The following is a 26,182-nucleotide window of genomic DNA, read 5'->3' on the forward strand; positions in this document are numbered from 1 at the left end:
ATTAGTTTTTTGCAAGAATAGTACTCAGGTCTTTCCAGAACATAGGATAAGATTTCTCAACTACATCCTCATCTTCAATATTAAATTCTTTCATAAGGCAGAAAGGAGCAAATGCCATCGCCATCCTGTGATCCTGATATGTTTTTACAGAAATATTTTCTTCCGGTTCGTTAAAACTGATGGACTGAATACTCAGCTCCGTAATTTCAGTTTCCGTCCCGAATTTTTTAAGCTCATTTTTTAATGCGGAAAGGCGGTCCGTTTCTTTTACTTTCAATGTCCCCAATCCGGAAATCTCAAAAGGAATTTTCAATGCCGAAGCTGTTACACAAAGTGTTTGTGCAATATCGGGACAATCGTTCATATCCAAGATAATCTTTTCAGGAAAAGAAAACGTTGGATCAGGATGTAAGCTGATGGTATTGTCAATTTCTGAGAAGATCGTTTTTATCCCGAAAAATTTCTCATAGATTTTTGAAATGGCAGAATCTCCCTGGGTGGAAGCTTTAAAGAAACTTTTTAAATGAATGGTTTCTCTTCCCAATGCACAAAAAGAGTAGAAGTAGGAAGCAGAACTCCAGTCACTTTCTACCTCGAAAGAGTTGGCTTCCGTGGATTCATCGAATTTCTTAACTGTAATGGTATTTCCTTCAAAGGTATTTTCAATTCCAAATCGGGTTAAGATATCCAGTGTCATTTCAATATAGGATCTGGAAGTTATTTTTCCAATCAGGTTAATTGTTAATCCCTGATCCAATTTTCCGGCTATTAATAATAAAGAAGTAATGAACTGGCTGGAAATATCAGCAGGCACATCCACTTGTGTTGCGGTGATTTTCTTTCCTGTAATTTTTAATGGGGGAAAGCCTTCATTTTCCAGGTATTCGATTGGAACACCCAGATCCTGCAACGCACTCACCAGATTTTTAATAGGTCTTTCTTTCATTCTTTTTGACCCGGTAAGAATAGTGGTCTTACCTTCCATAATCGAATAATAGGAAGTAAGGAACCTCATGGCTGTTCCTGCGTGGTGAATATCTACCGTTTCCGAATTTTCGGACAGCGCTTTTTTGAGCAGCTGGGTATCCTGAGAATTGGAAAGGTTGGTAATTTTTATATTTTTAAACAGATTTCCCAAAATTAACAAACGATTCGAGATGCTTTTCGAACCGCTGATCTGAATTGTCTTGTCTCCAATTAATTTAGATTTTTCTAGCTTCATTATTTCTAAGATTTTAGATCTGTAATTAAAATTTCAGATTCTAAAAAGGCTTAAAATCTGAAATTTCAGTGGATCTATTTTAATTTTTCGTTATTCCGGTGCCGGTCTTTATCGCGTTCAGTTTTTATTTTCATCTTTCTGTCGAAGGCATCCTGAAGGTTCACTCCCGTTTGATTGGCTAAGCATAAAGTAACAAATAAAACATCCGCCAGCTCTTCTCCGAGATCTTTATCCTTATCGCTTTCTTTCTCGCTTTGTTCACCATATCTTCTTGCGATGATCCTGGCTACTTCACCTACTTCTTCCGTCAGCATTGCCATATTGGTTAATTCATTGAAATATCGGACCCCGACAGTTTTTATCCATTCGTCGACCTGTTGCTGAAGATGAGTGATTTCCATTATTGATAGGCTCCTAAAGTTGGACTTGAAGTTCTCGACACATTGACGATATCGGTGGGAACGCCTGAGGCTACCGATACATCTCCTTTATTCCTGGCCGGTGAGCTTTGCTGAACCCTAAGGTTCATTTTGGCTATATAAAAGTTAACAAACAAAGGATCTTCATTTTTGTTGCTTTGAATGACATTGGCATTATTATCAAAAGAGAATCCGGCTTCCGAGGTGCTCGAATATTTTAATAGGCAGTTCTGGAACTGGAAATTGAATAGCTGCCCCGGAGTCTGCTCAAAGTTAACGGAATTATTCCTGTCGGAATAGACTATACTGTTTCGGACGTTGATCTGTAATGCTCCCTGCTCCGTCTGCCCGGAATCATTCTGCCATTCGTTTGTAGCAAAAATTCCGTATCTGTTATAAGATGCTAAAAGTCTTGAATAATTGGCGATGGTAGAATGGATAAAATTATAGACCCCACCTTTGAAAATCCCGATACACGATTCTCCGCTGTTGTTCATCACTAAATTATTAGCATTGATGGTAGAATTTACAGAATATATTCCGTATTCCTGGAAAGTATGAATAAAGGAATTTGTGATGGTCGCATTGGTTTGTCTCATATCCAGTCCTCTGGTTCCGCCAAACAGCCTTGCGTGGTTCATGGTAAGAGTGGAATTGGCTTCCATTCTTATGGAGTTCCAGTTCTTAGGAATAGTATCATAATAAGTTTCATTTCTGTCACCTCTCAGGATAACTTCATTGTCCAGGGTTCCATTTATATTTAAGGTAGCACCGGAAGAAACTTTCATTCCGCTGTTTTTATGAAAATAAACTTTAGTGCCGGGCTGGATATCCAGTTTAATGCTCGGATTAACGGTAAGATCTCCATATATTATCTTTGCCTTATCATTAGTCCATGTTGTATTGCTGCTTATTACATTCGGGTTGGAAGGGGTCTGAATAAAGAATTCAGCATCCTGAACCACAGAAAATAAGGTTACATGCTGTTCGCCGGCTACGGTATTAAAGAGAATACGATCTTCCGCAATGGCTTCAGGACCTGTTGCCTCAGGGGCAATTTCAATAAAAATAAAAAGGCTGTCTTTTTTTCTTAAAGGGACATTCTGAAAATTATATCCTGCTTTTCCGTCTACATTGATCTTATAAAGAGAGGTTGCGCCTTTTTCCAGCCTGATGCTTGGAATAAGGACATCTTTATCTTCATTATTGAATACTTTTACCAGATAAGTTTCAGAACGTACCTGGTGATAAACGGTATCACAAAACACCGTGTCTTTAGAAAGTCTCAACGCCTGTGAAGGAGCATCAAAGGTGATATCATCCTTATTACAGGACACTGCCATCAGAACGAGCCAGAAAGAAAAAGCAAGTATTAATTTGAATTTCATTAAAATTAATTTTAATAGATTTCAAATGTAACGAAAATACTTGAAATTTCTTATTCCCAGAAAATTATTGAGTTTGCTATTTGGATATTAGAAAAAATATTGTATTTTTGCAGCCTAAAATTAGCGGAGAAATATCCATTACTATTTCGAAAGCAAAAAACTTTAATTTTTTAAAATTGTATTATGAAAAACGGAATCCACCCAGAAAATTATAGACTTGTTGTTTTCAAAGATATGAGTAACGACGAGGTGTTTCTTTGCAAATCTACAGCAGAAACAAAAGACACTATTGAATATGAAGGTCAGGAATATCCATTAATCAAAATGGAAATTTCTTCTACTTCTCACCCTTTCTACACTGGTAAAGTAAAATTAGTTGATACAGCAGGTAGAGTAGATAAATTCATGAACAAATACAAAAAATTCGCTAAGTAATTTTTTGAGATTAAAAATATTGAAGTCTTTCGGAATTTCCGGAAGACTTTTTTTATTGTATTTTTGTGAGAACTTTGAATCTAAATATTGAATTAACATGCAGCTTGTATTTTCTGATGCACAATATTGGGAAGACTTTCTTCCACTTACCTTTACCCGTCCGATAGCAGAGATGCGATGCGGAATACTTACTTTTTCAGAAAGATGGCAGAAATTATTGGAAGCCTCTGAAGTTTCCTATATCACGGAAAACTATTTACAGGATAAATTTAAAAAACCGGAAGAAAAAGAAAGTCTCTTTTTGGTGGCAAATTTTCTTCCTACGGAAAGTGTGGTTCGGCAGATCAGGGAATTACAGCAGGGAGAAGCTTTGGTATACGATGATGAGCTGATAGCTGCCAAAATTAATATGAAAGGCTTTTCACTTAATCAGATTGAAAAAATAACGGATATCAAAGAAGACCTGGTGTTCTTCAAAAAACCAACGGATCTTTTTACTTATAATAACGAAGCCATAGATTTTGATTTCAGCTTGCTAACCCAGGGGAAAGTTTCACAGGAATTGTCTTCAACAAACGGGCTATTGGGAGATAGGAAAGATCTGTTTATAGAAGAAGGAGCACAGGTAGAATTCTCAACATTAAATACCAAAACAGGAAAAATTTATATTGGAAAGAATGCAGAAGTAATGGAAGGCTGTAACTTAAGAGGTCCCATTGCTCTATGTGAAGATTCTAAATTTAATCTGGGAGCCAAAATTTATGGCGCCACAACCATTGGACCTCATTCCAAAGTAGGAGGGGAAGTAAGCAATATTATTATGTTCGGCTATTCCAATAAAGGACATGACGGATTTGTGGGGAACTCTGTAATTGGGGAATGGTGTAATCTGGGAGCGGATACCAACTCATCCAATCTTAAAAATAATTACGGACATGTAAAACTCTGGAATTACAGAACCAAAGCTTTTGAAGATACAGGGCTTCAGTTCGCAGGGCTTATTATGGGAGATCATTCCAAAACAGCAATTAATACCCAGTTGAATACCGGAACGGTAATAGGCGTGGCATCCAATATTTTTAAAGAAGGTTTTCCTCCTAATCTCATTGAAAACTTTTCGTGGGGTGGGTTTAAAGGAGATGAAAAATTTAAACTGGATAAAGCCTATGAGGTAGCGGAAAGAGTAATGGCAAGGCGAAAAATTGCATTGACAGACGAAGATAAAGCAATTTTTAAATATATTTTTGATACCTTTTGAGAAGGCAGAAAATAAAAACTTCAAATTTTTTTGAAGTTTTTTTATTTTTAGATGTAATGGAATTTAGTTTTTAATTGTTTTACCTTTAGAAACAAAACTTATGACCCAGGAAATTTTCAAGGATACGGTGTTTATTCTCAGAGATGAGATGTATCGTTTTGCGAGAAGATTTGTCATAAGCAGTGATGAAGCAGAAGATATAGTACAGGATCTTATGGTGAAGTTTTGGCAGAAGAGAGAAGAACTGGTGCAATTTGGAAACTTAAAATCCTATGCATTGAAGTCAGTGAGAAATGAATGTCTCAACAGACTTAAACATCAGGAAGTAAAAAGAGGGTTTGCAGATTTGCAAATTCATCGGTCCGAACTTTATAGTATCGAAGTGAACAACCTGAAGGAGCATATTATGCAATTTATTAATCAGCTGCCTGAAAAACAGAAAATGGTGATTCACCTGAAAGATGTAGAAGAATATGAAGTTTCGGAAATCTCAGAAATTCTTGAAATGGAAGAGAATGCAGTAAGAGTAAATCTGATGCGCGCCAGGCAAAAAGTAAAAGAACAAATCTCACAATTGATGAGCTATGAACAACGATCAATTTCAAAATAAATACGATGAAGTCTTCCGGGAAATGAAGGAAGAAAAAATGAATTGGAACTTTGAGGACTTTCTGCAGAAAGCGGAACCCGAAGAAGAAACCCCCATTGTACCTTTGGTGAAAAGTAAACCATCCTTTCCAAAATGGTTTTGGATGGCAGCAGGTGTGGTGATTCTTTTGAGTATCGGATTTGTGTTCAATTATAATTCCCATAGCACGGTAAATGAAAAAGACAGTCTGGTAGAAAACGAAATTCAAAAGCAGAAATCCCGGTTTCTGGAAGAAAATAATGAACATCAGGAGCAGATTGCCCTCCATGATAATGATTCTATTTCCGGGGCTAAAAAAGATTCCGTCTTCCAGGAAAATTCCATAGCGGAAAAAGATGTTTTAGACGAAATCTTACCAAAAAGAGGGAGGCTTAAAAAAGAAAGGAAACCCAAATTTGTAGATAATACCTATCAGGTTTATCCGAAATACATCCCGTCAAAGAAAGATTCCACAGGGTATAAAGATAATTATGTAATTGTGAATGGAAAAAGAATTGACAATGTAGAAGAAGCAATCAATGTAACAAAATATTCATTTCAGGTATTGGCAAATGCCAGTGAACGGATGACCTCCGCCCAGGTAATGGATAATGTAGATTAAAATAAAGAACTGATCAGTCTTGAAATAAGATTAAAATTAAGAGAACCATGAAAAAAATATTCATCATATTCGCACTTGCTTTTTCCCATTTTTTTAATGTATATGGGCAAAAAGAAAAACTGGACCAGCTTTTTGATAAGTATCAGGAAGTGGAAGGTGTTACCTCTATAAAAATTGCCAAACCTATGTTTGGGATGTTAAGCAGTCTCAATATTGAAGACTCTCAGCTTGATCAGATTAAACCCTTGCTGTCGAAGATTAACGGATTAAAAGTACTGATTACCGAAAACCCGGAAGGAACGGATAATTCGGAAGGAAGAAAAGTAAAGGCCAATCTTTCTCAGATTAATAAAGACATCTCTTCCTATCTGAAAAACCTGAATTATAATGAAATAATGACGGTAAATAACAGCGGAAGTAAAATTAAGTTCCTTTCCTCAGAAGCTAGAGAAGGAATTTTGGACGATCTTTTGCTGAGCATAGACAGTGGAGGAGGAGAAAGTGTACTGGTAATGCTGGACGGCAAGCTCTCTGTAGATGATATTAATAAAATTATCAATGCCAGCGAAACTAAAGCAGCAAGTCTCACAAATAATTCCTCAGGAAACACCAAGATCTCAGAAAATACGACTTCTTACCTGAATGGAGAAAGCCGAAATGTAGGACAGTTTACAGGAATCCATGTAAGCACAGGTGTTAACTTGATCTATAAGCAGGAAAATCCTACCAATATAAAAGTTCTGGCTGATGCAGATAAACTGCAGTATATTATTACAAAGGTGGAAAACGGAGTGTTAAAAGTTTATATTGATACAAAAGGAGTTAAAAACTTAAAATTTAAGAACTTAAGTGTAAATGTTTCTTCTCCCGAAATGAACAATATTAAAGTCTCTTCCGGAGCCAACTTCACGGTGGTCAACGCTCTGAAAGAAAAAAACATGGAAATGGAAGTTTCTTCCGGAGCCAATCTGAACGGTAAGTTTGCCATCTCCAATGCAACCAATATAAAAATAAGCTCTGGGGCTAATATGAATGCGACTCTCAACTCAACTCATTTAATGCTAAAGAGTTCCAGCGGTTCGAATGCCAAGTTAGTTGGACAGGTAGACAATGCGATTTTTGATATCAGCAGCGGTGCGTTGTGTAAAGCAGAAGACCTGGTTTTGAAGAATGCTCAGGTAGAAGTTACCTCAGGATCTAATATTTCACTTAATGTAACAGACTCACTTAATGTAAAGGCATCATCAGGAGGGTCTGTCAGATATAAAGGAAATCCCCGGATTGAATCCAATATCAGCAAAACGTCAGGAGGTAGCTTAAAGCAAATCAACTAAAAAATTCAGCCATGAAAACCTTACAGAAAATTTTATTGACGGTGTGTGCCTTATTCCTGCTTCAGTCATGTATTGTATCTGAAAAACCCAATATTGATTTTTTTGCAGATAACAGGCATGATTATAACGGAGCTAAATTTACAAGTATTAATGTTCCAATGATCTTAGCAAAGCCTTATATTAAAAAAGCTTTAAAAGAAAGTGGAGAAGACAAAGATATCCTGGCTCTTGTAAAAAAGGTCTCCAAAATTAAAGTCTTAACCGTTGAAAACGGAGATAAAGCAATGCTTAGAGAATATGCACAATATTTAAATGACAACAATTATGAGGACTGGGCTACCATTAAACATGACGGGGATAATGTAAATGTGCGGGTGAAGCAAAAAGGAGAAACCATTAAAAATATGTTGATTACCGTAAATTCCGACAAAGATCTGGTTTTTGTAGATGTAAGAGGAAAATTTACCGCAGATGATATTTCGAAAATGATTAATTCAGCGTCTGATAAATAGCTGTTTTCATATTGACTAAATTTTTTATGATAACCGTTCATATATGGAACGGGTTTTTTCGATTTACAAAATGGATTATTAATTTTTATTTAAACTATTAAAAAGAATTTTCACATCTCATCAAAATAACCTAATTTTGCAAAGAAAGGAAAGATGTCTATTCATAACAAAATTGTAGAGACAGCCATCACTTTTGATGACGTTCTTCTAGTCCCTTCTTATTCAGAAGTATTACCTAATCAGGTTTCATTAAAATCAAGACTTACCGATAAAATTACGCTTAATGTTCCGATAGTTTCGGCAGCGATGGATACTGTTACAGAAGCAGATCTGGCTATTGCATTAGCCCGTGTCGGAGGTTTGGGGTTCATTCACAAAAATATGCCTGTTGTAGAACAGGCGGCTCAGGTGAATCGCGTAAAACGTTCTGAAAACGGAATGATTTCCGATCCTGTAACCCTTTCAAAAGATCATACATTAGGTCAGGCCAAAGATATGATGGCCAAGTATAAAATTTCCGGGCTTCCAGTAGTAAATGCTGATAATGTACTTATCGGTATCATTACCAACAGGGATGTAAAATATCAGGAAAACCTTGATATGAAAGTGGAGGAAATCATGACAAAAGAAGGGTTGATTACTTCCGATAAAGATACCAATCTGGAAAAAGCCAAAGAAATCCTTCTTAAAAACCGAGTTGAAAAACTTCCGATCGTAGATAAGGATAATAAACTGGTAGGATTAATCACCATCAAGGATATCGATAATCAGTTGGAATACCCGAATGCCAATAAGGATGATAACGGCCGTCTTATTGTAGGAGCCGGAGTAGGAGTGGGAGAAGATACAATGGACCGTATCGCAGCATTGGTAAAAGCGGGAGTAGATATTGTTGCCATTGATTCCGCACACGGACATTCAAAAGGAGTGCTGGAAAAAATTGCTGAAATCAGAAAAGCATATCCTGATCTGGATATTGTAGGTGGAAATATTGTAACCGCTGATGCAGCAAAAGATTTGATAAAAGCAGGTGCAAATGTTCTAAAAGTAGGAGTAGGGCCAGGTTCCATATGTACTACAAGAGTAGTGGCAGGGGTAGGAGTTCCTCAGCTGTCAGCTATTTATAACGTATACGAATATGCCAAGTCCAAAAATGTAACAGTAATAGCTGATGGTGGAATTAAGCTTTCAGGAGATATCGTAAAAGCAATCGCCAGTGGGGCAGGAGCAGTAATGCTGGGATCCCTTTTAGCAGGAACAGATGAAGCTCCGGGTGAAGAAATCATATTCCAGGGAAGAAAGTTCAAATCCTATCAGGGAATGGGAAGTCTTTCCGCAATGAAACGTGGAGGTAAAGAAAGATATTTCCAAAGTGAAGCCAAAAAATTCGTTCCGGAAGGAATTGAAGGAAGAGTTCCTCACAAAGGGAAATTGGAAGATGTAATATTCCAGTTGACAGGAGGGCTGAGAGCAGGAATGGGATATTGTGGTTCTAAAGACATAGAAGCTTTACAAAAAGATACTAAAATGGTTATGATTACAGGAAGCGGATTGAAAGAATCCCACCCTCATGACGTAATCATTACCCAGGAAGCCCCTAACTATTCCTTCTGATATTATTTCTGAAATTGAGGAGTTCTGATTGATAATTTTCTTTGGCATACCGTTTGGAGAGTATGTCAAAGATGAATTAAAAAATTATGAAAAAATTATTTTATAGTGCTTTTGCACTTGCTTTAAGCGCAAATTTCGCGTTAGCTAATCAGAATTCCGTAACAGATAGTAAGGAGACTCTTGAAATTGTAAATGCTAAACCACAGCCACTATCCTTCATTAAAAACTATAAAGGAAAAACTGTTAAGGCATCCAAACTCTTGGATAATCCAATAGTAAAAGCGAGACTTATTAAGCTAATTGGAAATGACGATTACGTTTTCTTAAAGAAAAACTGGAATGTTGAAGAGCCTATCAGCGTTGTAGGAAATACGGCTGAGGCTTCAGGATGTAAAGTTCATGATTGCGGAAATACCAATTTCATTCTTTTATTTGATATTACTGATAACATTATTCAAGTTGGGATTAGGAAAAACGGAGGTAAAGCACTTATTATTTCTGAAGACCCGGAGAGATCCATACCAGGAGATCTGGAAGAGTGGTCTAAAAGAAATCAATAGTCCTTAAAAGAATAAAAATGATAAATAAGCCCGGAAAATTTCCGGGCTTATTTTTTTAGTTATAAATAGTTTTTAATAGTTTTCAATAGTTTGATTATACTTAGGTGTATATTTTATCATTATAGTTAAAAATATTTTGAATAGTAATAAATATTGTTGTAACAATCCTATTTTTATTCCGACTTATGAGGGTATTTCAACACAAATAAGAAAAAAAACTAAAAAGCAAAAAACTTTAAATAAATAAAAATGAGAAAAATTTTCCTTTGTGGGTTGGCGATGTTTTCATGGTCACTATCGGCACAGCATAAAGTATGCGGCTTTGATGAAACATTGAAAATGCAGGACAGGCTTAATCCCGGATTAAGATCTGCTTTTGATAAAATCGTTCACCAGATTGGTGCTCAGAAGAAAAATGGGGCAGCTTCCGTTTATAATAAAGCGGTAAACGGTATTTATGAAATCCCCGTTGTGGTCCATGTCATTTATCCGACAGGAGCCGCTGTAGGAAGTACCTATAATAAAACCGATGCACAGATTCAGGCATGGCTTGAAAGAGCCAACCAAATGTATGCAGGTACGTATGCATGGCCTACTACTCCGACAGATTTTGGAACATCGGAAGCGTTTCCTATTAAATTAGTTCTGGCAAAAAGAGATCCTAACTGTAACCCTACAACCGGGATCGTAAGATATGACGGAGGAAGCTTACCCAATTATAATACAAGCGGGGTAAGACAGCAAACCAACGCCGGAGCTACTACCACACAGGTAAAATCTATTGCACCTCACTGGCCGGAAACTGCCTACTTTAATATTTATATAGTAAGTATGTTTGATGGAGACACAACTCCTAATGCCGGATTAATGGGATGGGCCGCATTTCCGAATAACCTGGATGTGAACTATGAGTCCTTTATGAAATCAGGCGTTGTTACCAATGCGCATGATACTACACTGGCCCATGAGTTCGGACATGCTATGGGGCTATATCATACCTTCCAGGATGGTAACTATGCAGCACAGCCGGGTGATGTGGATTTCTGTCCTCCTACTACCGGAGTATGTGAAGATGACGACGACATGGTATGTGATACGGAAAGAGCGGGAAGTGGTTATACCCTATGGCCGGTTCCTACCAATTCACACCTTAATCCGTGTACAGGGGTTAATTACCAGGGAGTACAATACAATATGATGAATTATTCCAACTCTGTGGCCCAGAAATTTACTGCAGGTCAGGGAGATAGAATTCAGGATCTATTTATGCTGATAAGAAGCAGTCTTACTACATCTACCGCAGCTACTGCCCTTCCGGCGACTCCGGTAAGCACAGCACCTATTGCGGCGACATGTAATCCTACAGGAGTGAGTAACCCGAGTACCACTTCAGCTTATCTGGCAGGTCCTACTTTTGTTAAATTGGGACAGATTGATAATTCTTCCGCAGCTACATGGCCGGGTGCTCCTGAATATTATGTGGATTATACAGCTAAGGCTTGCCATACCGCATCACATACCCAGTTGACCGTAAATCAGCCGCAGACTATCCAGGTAGGGTTTCTTCAGGCTACTTCAGTAAGCCAGTCGATCAGAGTTTGGATAGACTACAATAATAACGGAGCTTTTGAAGCTTCAGAATTAGTAGGTTCCGGAAATAACGTAGCGACAGATCCGAATGGGTACGGTACGTTTACAGGAACATTTACGCCACCTTCAACAGCAGTGATGAATACACCGCTTCGTATGAGAGTGTTGGCAGATATTATCAGCCCTAGTTCATTTGCTGCTTGCGGACAGTTAGGATACGGACAGGTTGAAGATTATTCTGTGACCTTAGTAAGTTCCCTTGCTACGACCGAAATAAAGGCGGATAGTGACGATTGGACCATTTACCCTAATCCAAGCCTGACAGGAGATAAAATATATATCCAAGCTAAAAATGCGAAGAACCTTAAGGTGGTAATTTCTGATATGTCAGGAAGATTAATTGCTACTCCATCTTTAAAAGAAGAAAGCAAAGGAACTTTCACGATCAGTGAAAACCTCGCAAAAGGTGTTTATATGGTACAGATCTCCGGTGACAATAAAACTAAAACGTCTAAGCTGATTATAAAATAGAGTATTTATTATTGTTAATAAGAAACCTCCTGAAAAAGGAGGTTTTTTTATTTTACTTTATTAAACTTAAAAGAAGGTTTAATAATACTGTTTAGAAATTTACCTTTTGATTTTGCCGCTTTAAATTTACTGACTACATCCGCAGAGACTTTAAAATAATCATACACTGCACCGGACTGATAAATAATACGAAGTGTTTCAGTCTCAGGAAAATAAATATAATTATTGACTACTGAAGAAGGCATACTAAACTTCTGCAAAAAACATTCCTAAAGAAAAATACCTTCTGTTACGAAGGTATTTTATTAATTATTTATTCAGGTTTTCTTTAAAATCATCAATCCGGTAATCGGTCAGTGCATTGCCCTTTTCAATCTTTTCCTTGGAATATAATCGGAAATCATTTTCAGTCTTTTCCAGCAGATGGTCATAGGGGCCTACCGACGAGATCAGCTTTACCAGCACAGGGGAAATTTCCAGACAGATAAATAATCCCATAATAAATGTTGCGGCCAATCCTATTATAGCAGAATTTTTTCCCAGCTCATCCAAAGCCTGAAGTCTTGCTGCAAAACCATTAAAACGGTCTTCGAAAGTTTCTGTAGATTTTCTTTCCGTTTCCAGGTTCGTATATACTTTTGATATTTCCTTATCAAGATACTCCAGCCTTGTAGATACTTGTTTCTGGTAGTTTTCCAGGTCCTGTCTTCTTTGTTCTTTTAATTGCTGCTTACGTTTGGCATTTGGACCGAATCCTTCTTTTCCGCTGGTTAACCCGGACTGTTTACCCAGTATTTCCTTTTCCAGTTCTACCGAAGCGGAATCATATGATTTTTGGTATTGGGCTATCTTATCGGTAATCTGCTGCTTTTCGGTTTCAAAAGGTTTGGTTTGCTGCAGAATTCTGCCGTTCATTTCTCCCTGAAGCTGGGTCTTATTTCTCTGGATAATGGTATTAAGCTGCTTATTAACTTCTTTTTCAAAGATTTTAAGCTCCAGCGGTTTTGAAATGATAATTCCTAAAAAAGTAGCTAAGATCAATCTGGGGATAGCCATTAATATCTGGTTCCACCAAACACCTGTTTTCTTTATGGAAGAAACGATATAGCGGTCGAGGTTAAAGATCATTAATCCCCATAAAATTCCAAAGCCAATAGAGGTAATGATATTGTCAAATACGGTGTACATCGCATACCCTGCGGAAAGTGTAGCAAAGATAGCGGTGAAAAGAACAATTCCCCCAATTCCTGCGAACTTATTCCATTCACTGGGTGTTTTCCGTAAAATATGAATGTTTGCTCCGGAGCATATCATCAGGAAATACTGAAACCAATTCATAGAATGATCTGTTTGATTTATAGTTGGTTGCTTTTTTTTCATGATAGAAAATTTTATACAAAGGTAATATTAAAAATCATACCAATGTTAAAAATGGTATTATGTTTTACCAAGTATGTTGCTATACGGATTTAATAACTTCATTCTTGATCGAAATTTAGGAAAGTGTCATTTTTGATGATTTTTTTTAACGAATATTAATTCTAATTTAATAAAAAAAATTATACATTTACTTTTACTATAAAAAATATAAAATGTATGAAAACAATCTTTACATTCTTAGCGCTATTCAGCGTTATGAATATCTATTCCCAAAGCTCGCATCCTTACTGTGGTTTTGACAGTAAAATGCAGATGCTAGACAGAAAGTACCCTGAACTGAAAAAAAGAAGGGAAGAATCTGAAGCGAAGCTTCGAAATGTTAATCAGAAATCTTATCTGAATAAAGTAGGAGCTACTACTACGAATGCCTTGTACACCGGACAAATTTATGAGATCCCCGTGGTTGTGCATGTAATAGAATCTCAGGCCCCTGCTAATGCGAATTTGGCTGTAACTGATCAGGAAATCAAAGACTGGATAGACAGAGCCAATAAAATGTATGCTACTACCTATGGAAATGGCTTTTATCCCGAAGGTCCGGGACCGGATGGAGGTACAGTAATACCGTTCAAGTTGGTATTGGCCAAAAGGTCTCCCACCTGTACCGCTACTACGGGTATTGTAAGATACAATGGCAGTACTCTTCCTCTTTATGATACCCACGGAGTAGCCAGTGAAAATACGGGAAACGGTGTTCCTGACGATGATATTAAAACATTGGCGCCCCACTGGCCGGAGAACTCTTATTTTAATATCTATCTAGTAATAGGATTTAACGGACAGCAGCAGTTACCGGATGGATTAATGGGATATGCTACCTTTCCTGAAACACACGACATGGACTATGAAAGTTTTATGAAAGTGGCTACAATTAAAAATCAGAATGATACTACGCTTACCCATGAACTGGGACATGCTTTCGGATTATATCATACCTTTGAAGGAGTAGACTATTTAGACCAGACCTCATGTCCGGTTAACAATGATTGTACTGTTGATGGGGACCGTATTTGCGACACATCACCATCCAAAAGTATGTTTGGTGTGCCGGTTCCTAATAATAGTGCTATTGATCCATGTACAGGACAAAACTACGATGGGACACAATACAACATCATGAATTATACCAATGAGGTAAGGAAATTTACGGAAGGACAGCGTACCAGAGCGGTATTGTTAATGATGCAAAATCGAAAAAACCTTCTTAATTCTTTAGCCGCAAAAGATCTGTCAGTAGTCGTAACCTCTCCGGTTTCCATTACAGCCGCACAATGTAATCCTGCAGGTACCGCCCATCCTGCTAATAATAATTACCAAGTCGGTCCTTACAAAGTGATATTTGGTGATATTAACAGTATGACAACAGGGTATGATTCTGATGAACCAGCTCCGTTATTCTATGCGGATTATTCAACTGCTTCCTGTATCAGACCGGCTTATTACACAGATATTCCATCGAATACGAGTACTCAGCTAAGGGTCAGCTACATCAATGGATTTCCACAAGCCGAAAAATTTAAAATAAAAGTATGGATAGATTATAATAATAACGGTTCTTTCGAAAGCGGTGAACTGGTTCTCAACAGTACATCATCTACTGTAAATTCTGCCACTGCCCGAACTACCCTTAAAAATATTACACCTCCGGCCAGTGCAGTGAAAAATACCTATCTCAGAATGAGAGTGGCCGTAGATGCAGCTACCTATAACGGGGTAACGCTTCCTGATTATACCGCATGTTCACAGTTGCAATATGGACAGATGGAAGACTATGCAGTGAGAATCAATTCTACATTAGGAACAATAGAAACGGCAAATACTGCGGAAAATAAGGTAGTTTATGTAAAAGAAGAAAACCTTTTAAAATTAGCAGGAGGTAAAACGGAAAAATTTGGAGATTACCAGATATATGACATGAGCGGTAAGCTTATTCAAAGAGGTAACGCAAAAACTAATGAAATTCAAATTCAGGCTAAACTTCCTAAAGGAACTTATATTTTAAATTATTCCAATAATGAAAAAACGAGTTCAACGAAATTTTTAAATAATTAATTATAATAAGGGCTCTGTTTTCAGAGCTCTTTTTTTTACTCTTTTATGAATAAGATAATATATTTAATATTGCTGTTTCTGTTCAGTTGCCAGGCACAGAAAAAAGAAGATCTGAAAATTCAGAAATATAAAAATGTTGCTGACTATTTTTTGGGAACGTGGAAATTTGTAGAAAAAAACTACGAAGAAGGAGAAGAACGTAAGATTTATCCGCTTCATGAATGTACAAAAAAATATACATGGCGTTTTGAAAAAGATCAGGATCAGTTCTTTTTAACCAAAAACTTTACAACAGGAAAAGACTGCTCTATAACAAGCTCTTCACGCAGATTTCCCGTTACGGTAGAAAACAATACCATTTCCTATATGGAAGGGGACCTAAAAAGATTGGAAAGATATCAGGTTGTAAACCCGAATAGCTTTTTTATAGAATATACAGATATTTTACAGGGAAAAATTAGAAACATCCGGGATGTTTATGAAAGACAGTAGATCTATTTTAAGCGGTCAGGATTTTGCTTTAAAAAACTTTCCCATCCTGTATAAGATTTTTGATCAGAAATAGTCCCAGAATTAAAATGATGACATACCGCTACTGCCAGGCCATCTGACGCATCCAGGTATTTGGTGGGAAACTCCTTTAGCTTTAATAAATTTTGAAGCATTCCGGCAACCTGCTCCTTACTGGCATTTCCATTCCCTGTGATCGCCATTTTAATTTTTTTAGGAGAGTATTCGGTGATAGGGATATTGCGGTATAAGCTTGCTGCCATGGCTACTCCCTGGGCACGTCCAAGCTTCAGCATACTTTGTACGTTTTTTCCATAGAAGGGAGCTTCTAATGCTACTTCATCGGGATGAAATTCATCAATCAATGATAAGGTCCTTTCAAATATATATTTAAGCTTAGTTTCATGATTAGGATATTTTTTCAGAATCAGTTCATGAATGGAAACCAATTCCATTTTTCCCTTTTTAACAGAGATAATCCCGAATCCCATGATAGCGGTACCCGGATCTATGCCTAAAATTATTTTTTCTGGAATCATCAGGTCAAAGATAAGACTTTTTGAAATTACTTATTAAACCTACATTATTTCTTACCCAACTAATAGTTTAGTTCTAATTTGCAATCTGTTCTTTGATCATTTCTTTTCTTAGTTCAGTAGCGACGGGATCTATGGCTTCCACCATCTTTTTAATTTCAATATGGGGTTTGAAAACAGCTTTCAGTCCCTTGTTCTCATCCGCTATATTGGACAGGATAATGGCAGTTGTTTTTGTGTTAGGGTAATAAAGGATTAAAGATGGAGATCCCTTTATATAGCCACTGTGGAAATAGGTGGTTGGCTGACCGAGGTTAAGCATAATTCCGTAACCATAACCCATTTTTCCAAAGACAGGATGGTTTCTTTCCGAACTTTTGGTAATGAACTGATGAAGAGTTTCAGGCTTTATAATCTTATTGTTATAAAGCGAAGTATTCCAATGGTGCAGGTCATCAATAGTAGAAAGTATTCCTCCGGCAGGGATACCTATATTTTTATCTCCAAGCCTTTTAGGCATATTGGCTATTTTTTCATGGACGTTGGTATTTCCCAGGTAAGCACCCGCAAAGTTATTCCCATTAAAAGTTTCGCCGGTGGAGCTATTACTCATTCCCGCTTTTAAAAATAGTTCACTCACGTTATCACTATAAGATTTACCGGAAACTTTTTCAATAATTTTTCCCAAAGAATTGTAGCCGTCATTGGAATAAAAGAAGTCCGAACCGCTTTTAAACATCAGCCTAGCCCCCAAGGTATTTAATCCTGAAGTGTGGTTGAGGAGCTGATGAATCGTAATATTCTTGTATTCGGCAGTCTGAAAATCCGGTAAGTATTGAGAAACTTTATCTTCCAGAGACAGTTTTCCCTGTTCCATCTGGAGAAGGATTAAAACTGCGGTAAATTGTTTGCTTAAAGAACCGATAGCAAATACAGTATGGGCATCTATGGGCGTCTTACTTTTAAAATCGGAATATCCTGCATCCTTTCTGTACAGTTCTGTGGAGTCTTTAAAAATGGCAATACTTCCGTTGAAATGATATTTCTCAAAAACGGAGTCCGCTTGCTGGGAAAGTAATTTTTTTTTGAAATTAGTGATGGTGCTATCAATAATGGCATTTCTGTCTTCTGTATTTTCAACCGTTGTTTTACAGGAAAATATAAACAGAAAAGAACAGAACAATATTAAAATAAATGTTGTTTTTTTGATCACAGTGTGTATTTTGCATAAAAGTAAGAAAATCCCGTGAGTTAGTAAAACTAAGCTTTTAGTAAAAGTTATTCTATTGGATCATATAAACTTCCCCGTCTCAAGTATGAGCCTGAATTTTCGGGACTAGATCACAAAACCAGAAAACATAATCCCCATCATGCTTATCTTCGGATTCTTTGGGTCTTGGATAAGTCTTTTTTACAATTTCTCCCACTTCAAATTCAATAGGAAAATTAAAAATAGGTCCGTCAAAAGTGAAGGTATGAAACTCCCCGTTTTCTCCACACGGATCAACATTCTCCGGGAGATCTTTTATGAAGTTTTCATCAATGACTCTTCCTGCGAAGCTTTTGTCAAGATAAGTTTCGTTCACGCAGCTTACGATAGTTTTAAAACCGAGATCAATAAATTCATAAATAAGTTCCAACGTATTTTTCTTCCATAAAGGAAACACAGCTTTCATTCCTATGGATTTCAATTGCTCCTCCCGGTAGTTCCGCAGGTCTTCAAGGAAAATATCTCCGAACACAGAATGGGTAATACCCTGAGATTGCAGTCTATTCATAGTTTCCGCCATGATCTTTTGATATTCTTCCATAGTCGGCTCTTTGGGGATCTCCATTTTTATCAGAGGCAGGTCTAAGCTTTTAGCTTGCTGCTCCAAAAGACTTATAGGCACACCATGCATGGAAACCCTTTGGTATTCGGTGTTGATACTGGTAAGCAGTGAAGTTACTTTAACATTATTTTCTTTCTGAATAGCATATAATGCTAAAGCAGAATCCTTTCCGCTACTCCAGTTAAATACAGCCTTTGGTTTCATTGAAAAATGAATTTGAGTTAAAATTTTATAATCTGCAAATTTAATATTAAATTGTTTGTAACATTTTGTACCGTGAGATTGTCTTATATAAATGCGGAAACAGGAGATTTTTTGAAATTTGACATTAACTAAACTATAATATATTAAGATGAAAAACTTATTATTGGGGACGGCAGTCCTATTATTTGCAGGAATTTCAAATCCTGTTTTTTCACAAAAAGGGGACGCCCCGAAATTTGTGAGTAATGTCGAAGGGGTAAAAGAATACTCCTTGAATAATGGAATGAAGGTACTTCTGATTCCGGACCAGTCTCAGAGCAATATGGTGGTAAATATTGTTTATAATGTAGGCTCAAAAGACGAAGGCTACGGCGAAAAAGGAATGGCCCACCTGCTGGAGCACATGTTGTTTAAAAGCACCAAAAATATGGGCGACATCAAGAAACAGCTTTCTGATAAAGGAGGTCGTGCCAACGGAACAACCTGGTATGACAGAACCAACTATTATGAAATCTTCCCGTCCAGCGATGAAAACCTGAAATGGTCTCTTCAGATGGAAGCAGACAGAATGCTGAATGCCACTATCCTCCAGTCCGATCTGGATAAAGAATTTTCTGTGGTTCGAAATGAATTTGAAATCGGGGAGAATAACCCTACAAGGGTAATGATGCAGAATGTATTCTCAAATGCCTATACCTGGCACAATTACGGAAACAGCACCATCGGAAGTAAAGAAGATATTGAACGGGTAAAAGCTCCGGTCTTACGGAAATTTTATGAAAAATATTATCAGCCGGATAATGCAACCCTGATTGTTGCCGGAAAATTCGATGAAAAGAATGCACTTCAATATATCTCGGACTATTTTGCAGCACTCCCTAAGCCCAACCGTGAGCTGGGAGGTACATATACCGTGGAACCTGCTCAAAACGGAGAAAAATATTTTGAAATAAAAAGAAATAATGACCAACAGATTATTGCGGTAGGCTACCATACATCGGCGTTTGCAGATAAAGATTACGCTGCATTAGGAGCTCTTTACGAAATCCTTACGGCAGATCCTTCCGGATATTTATACAAAAGCCTGGTGGAAACCCAAAAAATCTCATCCGTATGGACGTTCAGCCCTGTAGTAAGAGATCCGGGAATGGTCTATTTCAATTTTGACGTACCCAAAGATAAAAACCTCGATGAAGCTACAAGGTCTGTAAAATCGGAATTGGATAAGGTGGCCACTCTTAAATACACCGAAGAAGATCTTAAAAGAGCAAAGGCAAAATTAATTAAGGATATTGAAAACGAAAAAAATAATACGATTAATTATGCAATAGGTCTTACCGAGATCATCGGAGCAGGAAACTATAAATTAGGATTTATCTACCGTGATAACGTTGAGAAACTGACACTGGCAGATATAAACAGAGTAGCTCAAAAATATTTTAAAAATAACAACCGTACCGTAGGGGTTTTCCGCCCTGCCGCCAATGAAGAAAGGGTTTTCCCAGCAGAATTCAGGGATAATCAGATTGCTGATCTCGTAAAAGGATATCAGGGTAAAGCGTTGGAAAAAGAACCGGCTCCTTTTGAAGCTTCTATAGCCAATATTAAGAAAAACCTTAAAGAAGGAAAACTTTCCAATGGGATGAAGTACGGCCTTATTCATAAAGAGCTTAAAGGAGGAAAAGTACAGGGAGCATTCCGTTTCAGAATCGGAAATGAAAAAGACCTTCAGGGGAAAAATGCCATCGGAAGCATTACCGCTGCTTTATTGAAATCAGGGACCACCACAAGAACAAAAGAGCAGATCCAGGATGAGCTGGACAGAATGAAATCTTCTGTAAATATCTATGTCTACGGGCAGAACCTGATCGTAAACCTGACTACCTATAAGCAGTATTATCCTGATGTAATGTCTATTTTGCAGGATATGCTGACCAACTCAATCTTCCCGGATAATGAGTTGGCGAAAACGGTAACTGAAACCAATACATGGCTGGAAGGACAGCTTAAAGATCCGAACGCTATTGCCAATAATGAATTGCAAAGGTTAGCATCTCCATATCCGAAATCAAGTATTTTCTATGTGCCCTCTTTGCAGGAGCAGATTGATGACAATAAGAAAGTAACCAAAGCCCAGGTGCTGGACTTCTATAAAAATATCATGGGAGTATCGGATGCGGCAGGAACACTGATCAGTGATCTTGATCCGAAACTGGCCGAGGCCCAGCTGGAAAAAACATTTGGAACATTTACGGCCAAATCAAAATTCGTAGAAGTAAAGCCTACCTTCTTTGAAACTAAAAAGCTGGATAAGAATATAATTACTCCGGATAAGGAAAATGCTGTGGCATTGGGAACTTCAAGCTTTAAAATGTCACAGGACAACCCGGATTATCCGGCATTGGTAATGGCAAATGAAATATTGGGAAGCGGAGGTTTCCTTTCTGCAAGACTACCGATGAGGTTGCGTGAAAAAGATGGAATTTCCTATGGAGTGGGTTCCTATTTAAATGTTCCTGTTACCAATGATGTAGCATCATGGAACTATTATGCGTATCTCAACCCGACTAAAAGGGATGCCGTAGAAGCAGCTATTAAAGAAGAAGTAAGAAAAGCTTTAGCTTCCGGATTTACACAGGAAGAACTGGATTCCAATAAGAAGAGCTATGCTAACCAGAGAACGACAAGTTTAGGAATGGATAATATGCTTGTTAACCTGGTAAATAATCAGCTTCTTTTAGGTGTACCACTGGAAAAATTTGATGAGCAGAACAAAAAGATTCAGAACCTTACCCTTTCTGAAGTAAACGGTGCTTTGAAAAAATACCTTTCCGAAAATAACCTGATCTCTGTTTTTGCAGGGGATTTTAATAAGAAATAAAGCTCACAAAGCTGTTAATAAAAAGGACTGATATTATTATCAGTCCTTTTTTGATGGTAGAGATCTACTTTATTTTTTAACTTCCTTAATAGGAATGAAACCTCCGTTTAAATAGTCAATTTTCATTTCAAAAGGGACAGAGGCAGGCCCTGAAGCAATTAATCCTCCTATTATTCCAAAAAATGCAGAAGCCATAATTACATCTCCTGTTTTGGCGGTAGTTTTATTCTTACCCACAAAATAAAAATCTCCCTCTCTCTTCTCGGCTTTGGAAAATACATTATCTAAAGACACATAGAAATAAGGAATGCCCTGATGGATAATAGCATACCTGTCTCCTTTTTTTATTTCTTTTTCTTTTCCATCTACATTTTCATAGATCCTGGTCACCTTGCTGTTTAGCTTATCATAAAATTTAATATTTGCTAGTGGCTGATCCGGCTCCTGGTTTTTAAAAGATTCATAGCTGTTATATACCCCGTCTTTCAGTTCTGAGAATGTATAAAGGTTGATTTTCTGTTTTTCAATATCGTCATAATTTTTAAGATCGGTAAAGGTATAATGATCCGTTTGAGGCCCTTTATGAGCTATATTTTTACTGATGAAGTTACTCACCATTTCACTCCCTTTTCTCATCGTGGCTTTCGTTACATCCAGGGAAGAATGGTCAATCACAGAATCTATTTTATCCAGATAGGAGTAAGTGCCGTCCTCATTTTTGGAAAAAAGAAAAGCCTGGAAATAGCAATATCCATGCTCGCTAAATGCCCCGGTAACTTCTGCAAACGACAGTTGCTTCAGATACAGGACAAGAGTTCCGTCTTCAGCATTTTCACCATTAATATGATTCAGAAGAGTCTGAAACTGTTCGGATAGGTTTGAAGAGGGAATTACTTTGGCTTTTGCATTAAAGGCCCCTTTTTGAACAATTCCTAAAGAAGTAGTGTCAATTCTGCTGTCTATTAGCTTGATTGTTTTGTAATAACTTTTACTTGCCTTGGATTCGGGAAAGCTTATAGAAAAGTCTTCCGTTCTTTTTTGTGAATATAGGACTGCTGCTATAAAAATAAAAATGGTTAAATTAATTTTTGATAAACGCTTTTTGTGTTCATTAATTTGAGTTGATTAAAAAAGCGAAAATAAATAAAAATAATTCAATGTTTATAGTTAAATTTAATTTTCTTATTAAAATAGGGGATAAAAAAAGTGACCTCAATTAGCTGAGGTCACTATTAATATAGATCTGATCTTATTACATATTCCTTCTGTACTTTCCCCCCACTTCAAACAAAGCATTGGTGATCTGCCCAAGAGAGCAGTATTTCACCGCATCCATCATTACTTCAAATAAATTCTGTTGGTTGATGGCTGCATGCTGCAATTTTTTAAGGGCATCTTCAGATTTTCCTTCATTAGCTTTCTGGAAATTATGAAGAGATTCGATCTGAGCCTGCTTTTCCTCTTCTGTTGAACGGATCACTTCACCCGGAAGTACAGTTGGAGAACCATCTTTTCCAAGGAAAGTATTTACCCCGATGATGGGATATTCACCCGTATGTTTCAGCCATTCGTAGTGCATGGATTCTTCCTGGATTTTTGAACGCTGGTACATGGTTTCCATAGCACCCAGTACGCCGCCTCTTTCCGTGATTCTGTCAAACTCATTATACACGGCCTCTTCTACCAGGTCGGTAAGTTCCTCAATGATGAATGAACCCTGAAGCGGGTTTTCATTTTTGGCCAGTCCCAGTTCTTTGTTGATGATCAGCTGAATGGCCATTGCTCTTCTCACAGACTGTTCCGTAGGCGTGGTGATCGCTTCATCATAAGCATTCGTATGGAGTGAGTTACAGTTGTCATAAATAGCATACAATGCCTGAAGAGTGGTTCTGATATCATTAAAATCAATTTCCTGAGCGTGTAAAGAACGTCCTGAAGTCTGAATATGATATTTAAGCATCTGGCTTCTTTCATCTGCTCCGTATTTCAGTTTCATGGCTTTGGCCCAGATTCTTCTTGCCACACGGCCTATAACTGCATATTCAGGGTCGATACCGTTGGAGAAGAAGAAGGACAGATTCGGAGCAAAGTCATTGATATCCATTCCCCTGCTTAGGTAATATTCTACATACGTAAATCCATTGGCAAGGGTAAATGCCAATTGGGAAATAGGGTTTGCTCCGGCTTCGGCGATATGATACCCGGAAATGGAAACGGAATAGAAGTTTCTTACTTTTTCTTTAATAAAATATTCCTGAACATCTCCCATTAAACGCAATGCAAATTCCGTAGAGAAGATACAGGTATTCTGTGCCTGGTCTTCTTTTAAGATGTCGGCCTGGACGGTACCACGGACCGTTGCTATGGTTTTAGCTTTAATTTCTGCATAGGCATCCGCAGGGATCACTTCATCTCCGGTAATTCCCAGTAACTGTAATCCTAAGCCATTGTTGGACGGAGGAAGTTCTCCGTTATATTTTGGACGGGCTAAGCCTTTATCATCAAATTTTGCTTTTAAGACCTCTTCCACTTTTGATTCCAAACCATTTTCAATAATATATTTTTCAACATTCTGATCGATGGCCGCATTCATGAAGAAAGCCAGCAGCATCGGAGCAGGTCCGTTGATGGTCATGGAAACGGAAGTCAGGGCATTCACCAGATCAAATCCGGAATAAAGCTTTTTGGCATCATCCAGGGTGGCAATAGAAACTCCCGCATTTCCGATTTTACCATAAATATCCGGCGGTAGGGCAGGGTCTTGTCCGTATAGCGTAACGGAGTCGAAAGCAGTGGACAAACGTTTTGCCGGCATTTCAGCAGATACATAATGGAATCTTCGGTTGGTTCTTTCCGGACCTCCTTCTCCTGCGAACATTCTTGTCGGATCTTCACCGGTTCTTTTGAACGGATAAATTCCGGCTGTGTAAGGGAAGCTTCCCGGAAGGTTTTCCTGGCCTTTCCATTTGATCAGATCTCCCCAGTCGTTGTATTTTGGAAGAGCAATTTTTGGAATCCTTAAATGAGATAAAGATTCCGTGGAGGTTTCCACCTTAATTTCTTTTCCGCGAACGAAATAAGAATAAAATTCCGCATGAAAAGCTTCCTTGGTCTTTTTCCAGTTGGCCAGAAAATCTATATTTTCCTGTTGGAGCTCTTTCTCAGCTTTTTGGTACTCGGCTTCTAAAGCTTCATTACTGATAATATCTTTTACACCTTCAATATGATACATCTTGCGGGCAAATTCAGCCTGCTTCTCAATAGCAGCGTCATATTGTTTGTTGTTTTCTACAATTTCGGAAAGGTAACGGACTCTTTTGGGAGGAATAATGGTTACCTCGTCCGTTATTTCCTGTTCTATGAAAGTTTTTAGACCTGAATCGGTAAACTTTTCATTCACTTTGGAAATGAGCCTGTTATACAGCTCTGTCGTTCCGTGATCATTAAACTGGGAGGCTTTGGTAGCATACACAGGCATATCTTCCAATGGGTTTTCCCATAGCTGATGATTTCTCTGGAATTGTTTTCTTACCGCCTGAAGCGCATCTAAAGCTCCACGTTTGTCCGATTTGTTTAAAGCTATTAAATCGGCGTAATCCAACATGTCGATCTTTTCAAGCTGAGTAGACGCCCCGTATTCCGGAGTCATTACATACATTGAAATATCAGCAAAATCCGAAACTTCAGATCCGGACTGTCCGATCCCTGATGTTTCTAAAATGATCACATCCGGATGCGCCAGCTTCAATATATTTAATGCTGAATGAATGAACGGTGATACGGAAACATTATTTTCCCTCGTTGCCATTGAACGCATATATACTCTTGAGTCATTGATCGCATTCATACGGATCCTGTCCCCCAAAAGTGCTCCTCCTGTTTTTTTCTTGGAAGGGTCCACGGAGATAATAGCAATTTTTTTATCAGGATTGGAACGTAAAAAACGTCTTACGAGCTCATCCGTTAAGGAAGATTTTCCTGCTCCTCCCGTTCCTGTAATCCCGATAATAGGGATCGTTATATCTTTTGACTTTTCATTGATGGTGTTTACTAGTTCGGGTTTTTCTTCCGAGAAGTTTTCTACGGCAGAAATAATTTGTGCGATGCTGGTAGGATTGGCAAAATCAATGGAATCTAAATCTTTAGCTGTTACCTCTTTTCCGGTTGCAAAATCCGATTTCTGAACCAGGTCATCGATCATTCCCTGAAGTCCCAGCTCACGGCCGTCATCAGGAGAATAAATCCTGTCTATTCCATAAGACATCAGGTCCTTGATCTCTTCCGGTAAGATCACTCCGCCGCCACCGCCAAATATTTTGATCTGTGGGGAATTCTTCTCTCTTAAAAGGTCATAGATATATTTAAAATATTCATTATGCCCTCCCTGATAGGATGTCAGGGCAATTGCATTGGCATCTTCCTGTATCGCTGTATTCACAACTTCTTCTGCCGATTTATCATGTCCCAGGTGAATGACTTCACATCCGGTTCCCTGTATCACACGACGCATAATATTGATTGCCGCATCATGTCCGTCGAATAAAGACGCAGCAGTAACAATTCTTACCTTATTTTTAGGGGTATATTTTTGGGTTTCCATAAATGATTTAGAAT

At 37.8% G+C, this 26,182-nt stretch carries 23 protein-coding genes; 13 read left to right on the plus strand and 10 right to left on the minus strand.

All coding sequences use genetic code 11. The features are described 5' to 3' along the window. Window position 1 precedes the first annotated feature (1 nt). From ABJ974_RS01495 to ABJ974_RS01505, 3 genes are all read right to left on the minus strand, one after another. Entirely contained in the window at window positions 2-1,222 is a 1,221-nt protein-coding gene (locus ABJ974_RS01495) for a 3-phosphoshikimate 1-carboxyvinyltransferase (RefSeq protein WP_419869627.1), read from the minus strand. 74 nt (window positions 1,223-1,296) lie between these two features. Beyond that, window positions 1,297-1,623: a nucleotide pyrophosphohydrolase gene (locus ABJ974_RS01500; protein ID WP_419869628.1), complete on the minus strand. Its 327-nt coding sequence runs from the start codon at window positions 1,621-1,623 to the stop codon at window positions 1,297-1,299. Continuing rightward, entirely contained in the window at window positions 1,623-3,029 is a 1,407-nt protein-coding gene (locus ABJ974_RS01505) for a hypothetical protein (RefSeq protein WP_419869629.1), read from the minus strand. Before ABJ974_RS01505 ends, ABJ974_RS01500 begins: the two co-directional genes overlap by 1 nt. Window positions 3,030-3,212: 183 nt before the next feature. Here ABJ974_RS01505 and ABJ974_RS01510 point away from each other — a divergent pair, with 183 nt between their 5' ends. The 9 genes from ABJ974_RS01510 (at window position 3,213) to ABJ974_RS01550 (ending at window position 12,113) form a co-directional block, all read left to right on the plus strand. Further along, window positions 3,213-3,464, plus strand: a complete 252-nt coding sequence (locus ABJ974_RS01510) for a type B 50S ribosomal protein L31 (protein WP_002976190.1) — start codon at window positions 3,213-3,215, stop codon at window positions 3,462-3,464. A gap of 97 nt (window positions 3,465-3,561) precedes the next feature. Continuing rightward, the gene (locus ABJ974_RS01515; protein ID WP_419869630.1) at window positions 3,562-4,722 is read left to right on the plus strand and encodes a GlmU family protein; all 1,161 of its coding nucleotides are present in this window, start codon (window positions 3,562-3,564) and stop codon (window positions 4,720-4,722) included. 100 nt (window positions 4,723-4,822) lie between these two features. Then, on the plus strand, window positions 4,823-5,332 hold the full coding sequence (locus tag ABJ974_RS01520; protein WP_419869631.1) for an RNA polymerase sigma factor: 510 nt from the start codon (window positions 4,823-4,825) through the stop codon (window positions 5,330-5,332). Continuing rightward, the gene (locus ABJ974_RS01525) at window positions 5,307-5,972 is read left to right on the plus strand and encodes a hypothetical protein (RefSeq protein ID WP_419869632.1); all 666 of its coding nucleotides are present in this window, start codon (window positions 5,307-5,309) and stop codon (window positions 5,970-5,972) included. Before ABJ974_RS01520 ends, ABJ974_RS01525 begins: the two co-directional genes overlap by 26 nt. A 47-nt stretch (window positions 5,973-6,019) precedes the next feature. Further along, complete coding sequence (locus ABJ974_RS01530; RefSeq protein WP_419869633.1) at window positions 6,020-7,306, plus strand: DUF4252 domain-containing protein; 1,287 nt, start codon at window positions 6,020-6,022, stop codon at window positions 7,304-7,306. Window positions 7,307-7,317: 11 nt separating this feature from the next. Beyond that, window positions 7,318-7,818: a DUF4252 domain-containing protein gene (locus ABJ974_RS01535; protein WP_419869634.1), complete on the plus strand. Its 501-nt coding sequence runs from the start codon at window positions 7,318-7,320 to the stop codon at window positions 7,816-7,818. 153 nt (window positions 7,819-7,971) lie between these two features. After that, window positions 7,972-9,432 (plus strand): IMP dehydrogenase, encoded by a 1,461-nt coding sequence (gene guaB, locus ABJ974_RS01540; protein ID WP_419869635.1) that lies wholly within the window; start codon window positions 7,972-7,974, stop codon window positions 9,430-9,432. 86 nt (window positions 9,433-9,518) lie between these two features. Further along, window positions 9,519-9,992 carry a hypothetical protein gene (locus ABJ974_RS01545; RefSeq protein ID WP_419869636.1) on the plus strand — a complete coding sequence of 158 codons (474 nt, stop codon included), beginning with the start codon at window positions 9,519-9,521 and terminating at the stop codon, window positions 9,990-9,992. Window positions 9,993-10,241: 249 nt separating this feature from the next. Then, window positions 10,242-12,113, plus strand: coding sequence for a GEVED domain-containing protein (locus ABJ974_RS01550; RefSeq protein WP_419869637.1), 1,872 nt, complete (start codon window positions 10,242-10,244; stop codon window positions 12,111-12,113). A 47-nt stretch (window positions 12,114-12,160) separates the two neighbouring features. Here ABJ974_RS01550 and ABJ974_RS01555 read toward each other — a convergent pair whose 3' ends face one another. Then, window positions 12,161-12,358, minus strand: a complete 198-nt coding sequence (locus tag ABJ974_RS01555; RefSeq protein ID WP_419869638.1) for a KTSC domain-containing protein — start codon at window positions 12,356-12,358, stop codon at window positions 12,161-12,163. A gap of 64 nt (window positions 12,359-12,422) precedes the next feature. Next, window positions 12,423-13,493 carry a DUF4407 domain-containing protein gene (locus ABJ974_RS01560; RefSeq protein WP_419869639.1) on the minus strand — a complete coding sequence of 357 codons (1,071 nt, stop codon included), beginning with the start codon at window positions 13,491-13,493 and terminating at the stop codon, window positions 12,423-12,425. A 216-nt stretch (window positions 13,494-13,709) separates the two neighbouring features. Between ABJ974_RS01560 and ABJ974_RS01565 the strand changes: the two genes are divergently transcribed. Both ABJ974_RS01565 and ABJ974_RS01570 read left to right on the plus strand, forming a co-directional pair. Beyond that, entirely contained in the window at window positions 13,710-15,605 is a 1,896-nt protein-coding gene (locus ABJ974_RS01565) for a zinc-dependent metalloprotease (protein ID WP_419869640.1), read from the plus strand. A gap of 45 nt (window positions 15,606-15,650) precedes the next feature. After that, on the plus strand, window positions 15,651-16,097 hold the full coding sequence (locus tag ABJ974_RS01570) for a lipocalin-like domain-containing protein (protein WP_419869641.1): 447 nt from the start codon (window positions 15,651-15,653) through the stop codon (window positions 16,095-16,097). A gap of 2 nt (window positions 16,098-16,099) precedes the next feature. On the opposite strand, the gene ruvC is transcribed toward ABJ974_RS01570, so the two are convergent. The 3 genes from ruvC to ABJ974_RS01585 form a co-directional block, all read right to left on the minus strand. Continuing rightward, entirely contained in the window at window positions 16,100-16,654 is a 555-nt protein-coding gene (gene ruvC / locus ABJ974_RS01575; protein WP_419869642.1) for a crossover junction endodeoxyribonuclease RuvC, read from the minus strand. A 73-nt stretch (window positions 16,655-16,727) separates the two neighbouring features. Beyond that, window positions 16,728-17,864 (minus strand): serine hydrolase domain-containing protein, encoded by a 1,137-nt coding sequence (locus ABJ974_RS01580; protein ID WP_419869643.1) that lies wholly within the window; start codon window positions 17,862-17,864, stop codon window positions 16,728-16,730. Between the two features lie 97 nt (window positions 17,865-17,961). Next, window positions 17,962-18,687: a Dph6-related ATP pyrophosphatase gene (locus tag ABJ974_RS01585; protein ID WP_419869644.1), complete on the minus strand. Its 726-nt coding sequence runs from the start codon at window positions 18,685-18,687 to the stop codon at window positions 17,962-17,964. Between the two features lie 148 nt (window positions 18,688-18,835). On the opposite strand from ABJ974_RS01585, the gene ABJ974_RS01590 reads away from it, so the two are divergent. Next, window positions 18,836-21,568, plus strand: a complete 2,733-nt coding sequence (locus ABJ974_RS01590; protein WP_419869645.1) for a M16 family metallopeptidase — start codon at window positions 18,836-18,838, stop codon at window positions 21,566-21,568. 69 nt (window positions 21,569-21,637) lie between these two features. Here the strand turns inward: ABJ974_RS01590 and ABJ974_RS01595 are convergent, their stop codons facing one another. Continuing rightward, window positions 21,638-22,243: a hypothetical protein gene (locus ABJ974_RS01595; protein WP_419869646.1), complete on the minus strand. Its 606-nt coding sequence runs from the start codon at window positions 22,241-22,243 to the stop codon at window positions 21,638-21,640. Here ABJ974_RS01595 and ABJ974_RS01600 point away from each other — a divergent pair. Continuing rightward, entirely contained in the window at window positions 22,232-22,444 is a 213-nt protein-coding gene (locus ABJ974_RS01600) for a hypothetical protein (protein ID WP_419869647.1), read from the plus strand. The two genes, ABJ974_RS01595 and ABJ974_RS01600, sit on opposite strands and share 12 nt — an antisense overlap. Window positions 22,445-22,820: 376 nt before the next feature. Here the strand turns inward: ABJ974_RS01600 and ABJ974_RS01605 are convergent, their stop codons facing one another. After that, window positions 22,821-26,168, minus strand: a complete 3,348-nt coding sequence (locus tag ABJ974_RS01605; protein ID WP_419869648.1) for a methylmalonyl-CoA mutase family protein — start codon at window positions 26,166-26,168, stop codon at window positions 22,821-22,823. Window positions 26,169-26,182: the final 14 nt, after the last annotated feature.

Source organism: Chryseobacterium sp. CT-SW4 (assembly GCF_048572715.1).
In the GTDB taxonomy this organism is placed as follows: domain Bacteria; phylum Bacteroidota; class Bacteroidia; order Flavobacteriales; family Weeksellaceae; genus Chryseobacterium.

Excerpts from the sequence above, each read along its gene's own strand:
- ABJ974_RS01495 (WP_419869627.1), bottom strand. The coding sequence starts at position 1,222 with ATGAAGCTAGAAAAATCTAAATTAATTGGAGACAAGACAATTCAGATC.
- ABJ974_RS01500 (WP_419869628.1), bottom strand. The coding sequence starts at position 1,623 with ATGGAAATCACTCATCTTCAGCAACAGGTCGACGAATGGATAAAAACT.
- ABJ974_RS01505 (WP_419869629.1), bottom strand. The coding sequence starts at position 3,029 with ATGAAATTCAAATTAATACTTGCTTTTTCTTTCTGGCTCGTTCTGATG.
- ABJ974_RS01510 (WP_002976190.1), top strand. The coding sequence starts at position 3,213 with ATGAAAAACGGAATCCACCCAGAAAATTATAGACTTGTTGTTTTCAAA.
- ABJ974_RS01515 (WP_419869630.1), top strand. The coding sequence starts at position 3,562 with ATGCAGCTTGTATTTTCTGATGCACAATATTGGGAAGACTTTCTTCCA.
- ABJ974_RS01520 (WP_419869631.1), top strand. The coding sequence starts at position 4,823 with ATGACCCAGGAAATTTTCAAGGATACGGTGTTTATTCTCAGAGATGAG.
- ABJ974_RS01525 (WP_419869632.1), top strand. The coding sequence starts at position 5,307 with ATGAACAACGATCAATTTCAAAATAAATACGATGAAGTCTTCCGGGAA.
- ABJ974_RS01530 (WP_419869633.1), top strand. The coding sequence starts at position 6,020 with ATGAAAAAAATATTCATCATATTCGCACTTGCTTTTTCCCATTTTTTT.
- ABJ974_RS01535 (WP_419869634.1), top strand. The coding sequence starts at position 7,318 with ATGAAAACCTTACAGAAAATTTTATTGACGGTGTGTGCCTTATTCCTG.
- guaB (WP_419869635.1), top strand. The coding sequence starts at position 7,972 with ATGTCTATTCATAACAAAATTGTAGAGACAGCCATCACTTTTGATGAC.
- ABJ974_RS01545 (WP_419869636.1), top strand. The coding sequence starts at position 9,519 with ATGAAAAAATTATTTTATAGTGCTTTTGCACTTGCTTTAAGCGCAAAT.
- ABJ974_RS01550 (WP_419869637.1), top strand. The coding sequence starts at position 10,242 with ATGAGAAAAATTTTCCTTTGTGGGTTGGCGATGTTTTCATGGTCACTA.
- ABJ974_RS01555 (WP_419869638.1), bottom strand. The coding sequence starts at position 12,358 with ATGCCTTCTTCAGTAGTCAATAATTATATTTATTTTCCTGAGACTGAA.
- ABJ974_RS01560 (WP_419869639.1), bottom strand. The coding sequence starts at position 13,493 with ATGAAAAAAAAGCAACCAACTATAAATCAAACAGATCATTCTATGAAT.
- ABJ974_RS01565 (WP_419869640.1), top strand. The coding sequence starts at position 13,710 with ATGAAAACAATCTTTACATTCTTAGCGCTATTCAGCGTTATGAATATC.
- ABJ974_RS01570 (WP_419869641.1), top strand. The coding sequence starts at position 15,651 with ATGAATAAGATAATATATTTAATATTGCTGTTTCTGTTCAGTTGCCAG.
- ruvC (WP_419869642.1), bottom strand. The coding sequence starts at position 16,654 with ATGATTCCAGAAAAAATAATTTTAGGCATAGATCCGGGTACCGCTATC.
- ABJ974_RS01585 (WP_419869644.1), bottom strand. The coding sequence starts at position 18,687 with ATGAAACCAAAGGCTGTATTTAACTGGAGTAGCGGAAAGGATTCTGCT.
- ABJ974_RS01590 (WP_419869645.1), top strand. The coding sequence starts at position 18,836 with ATGAAAAACTTATTATTGGGGACGGCAGTCCTATTATTTGCAGGAATT.
- ABJ974_RS01600 (WP_419869647.1), top strand. The coding sequence starts at position 22,232 with ATGGTCAATCACAGAATCTATTTTATCCAGATAGGAGTAAGTGCCGTC.
- ABJ974_RS01605 (WP_419869648.1), bottom strand. The coding sequence starts at position 26,168 with ATGGAAACCCAAAAATATACCCCTAAAAATAAGGTAAGAATTGTTACT.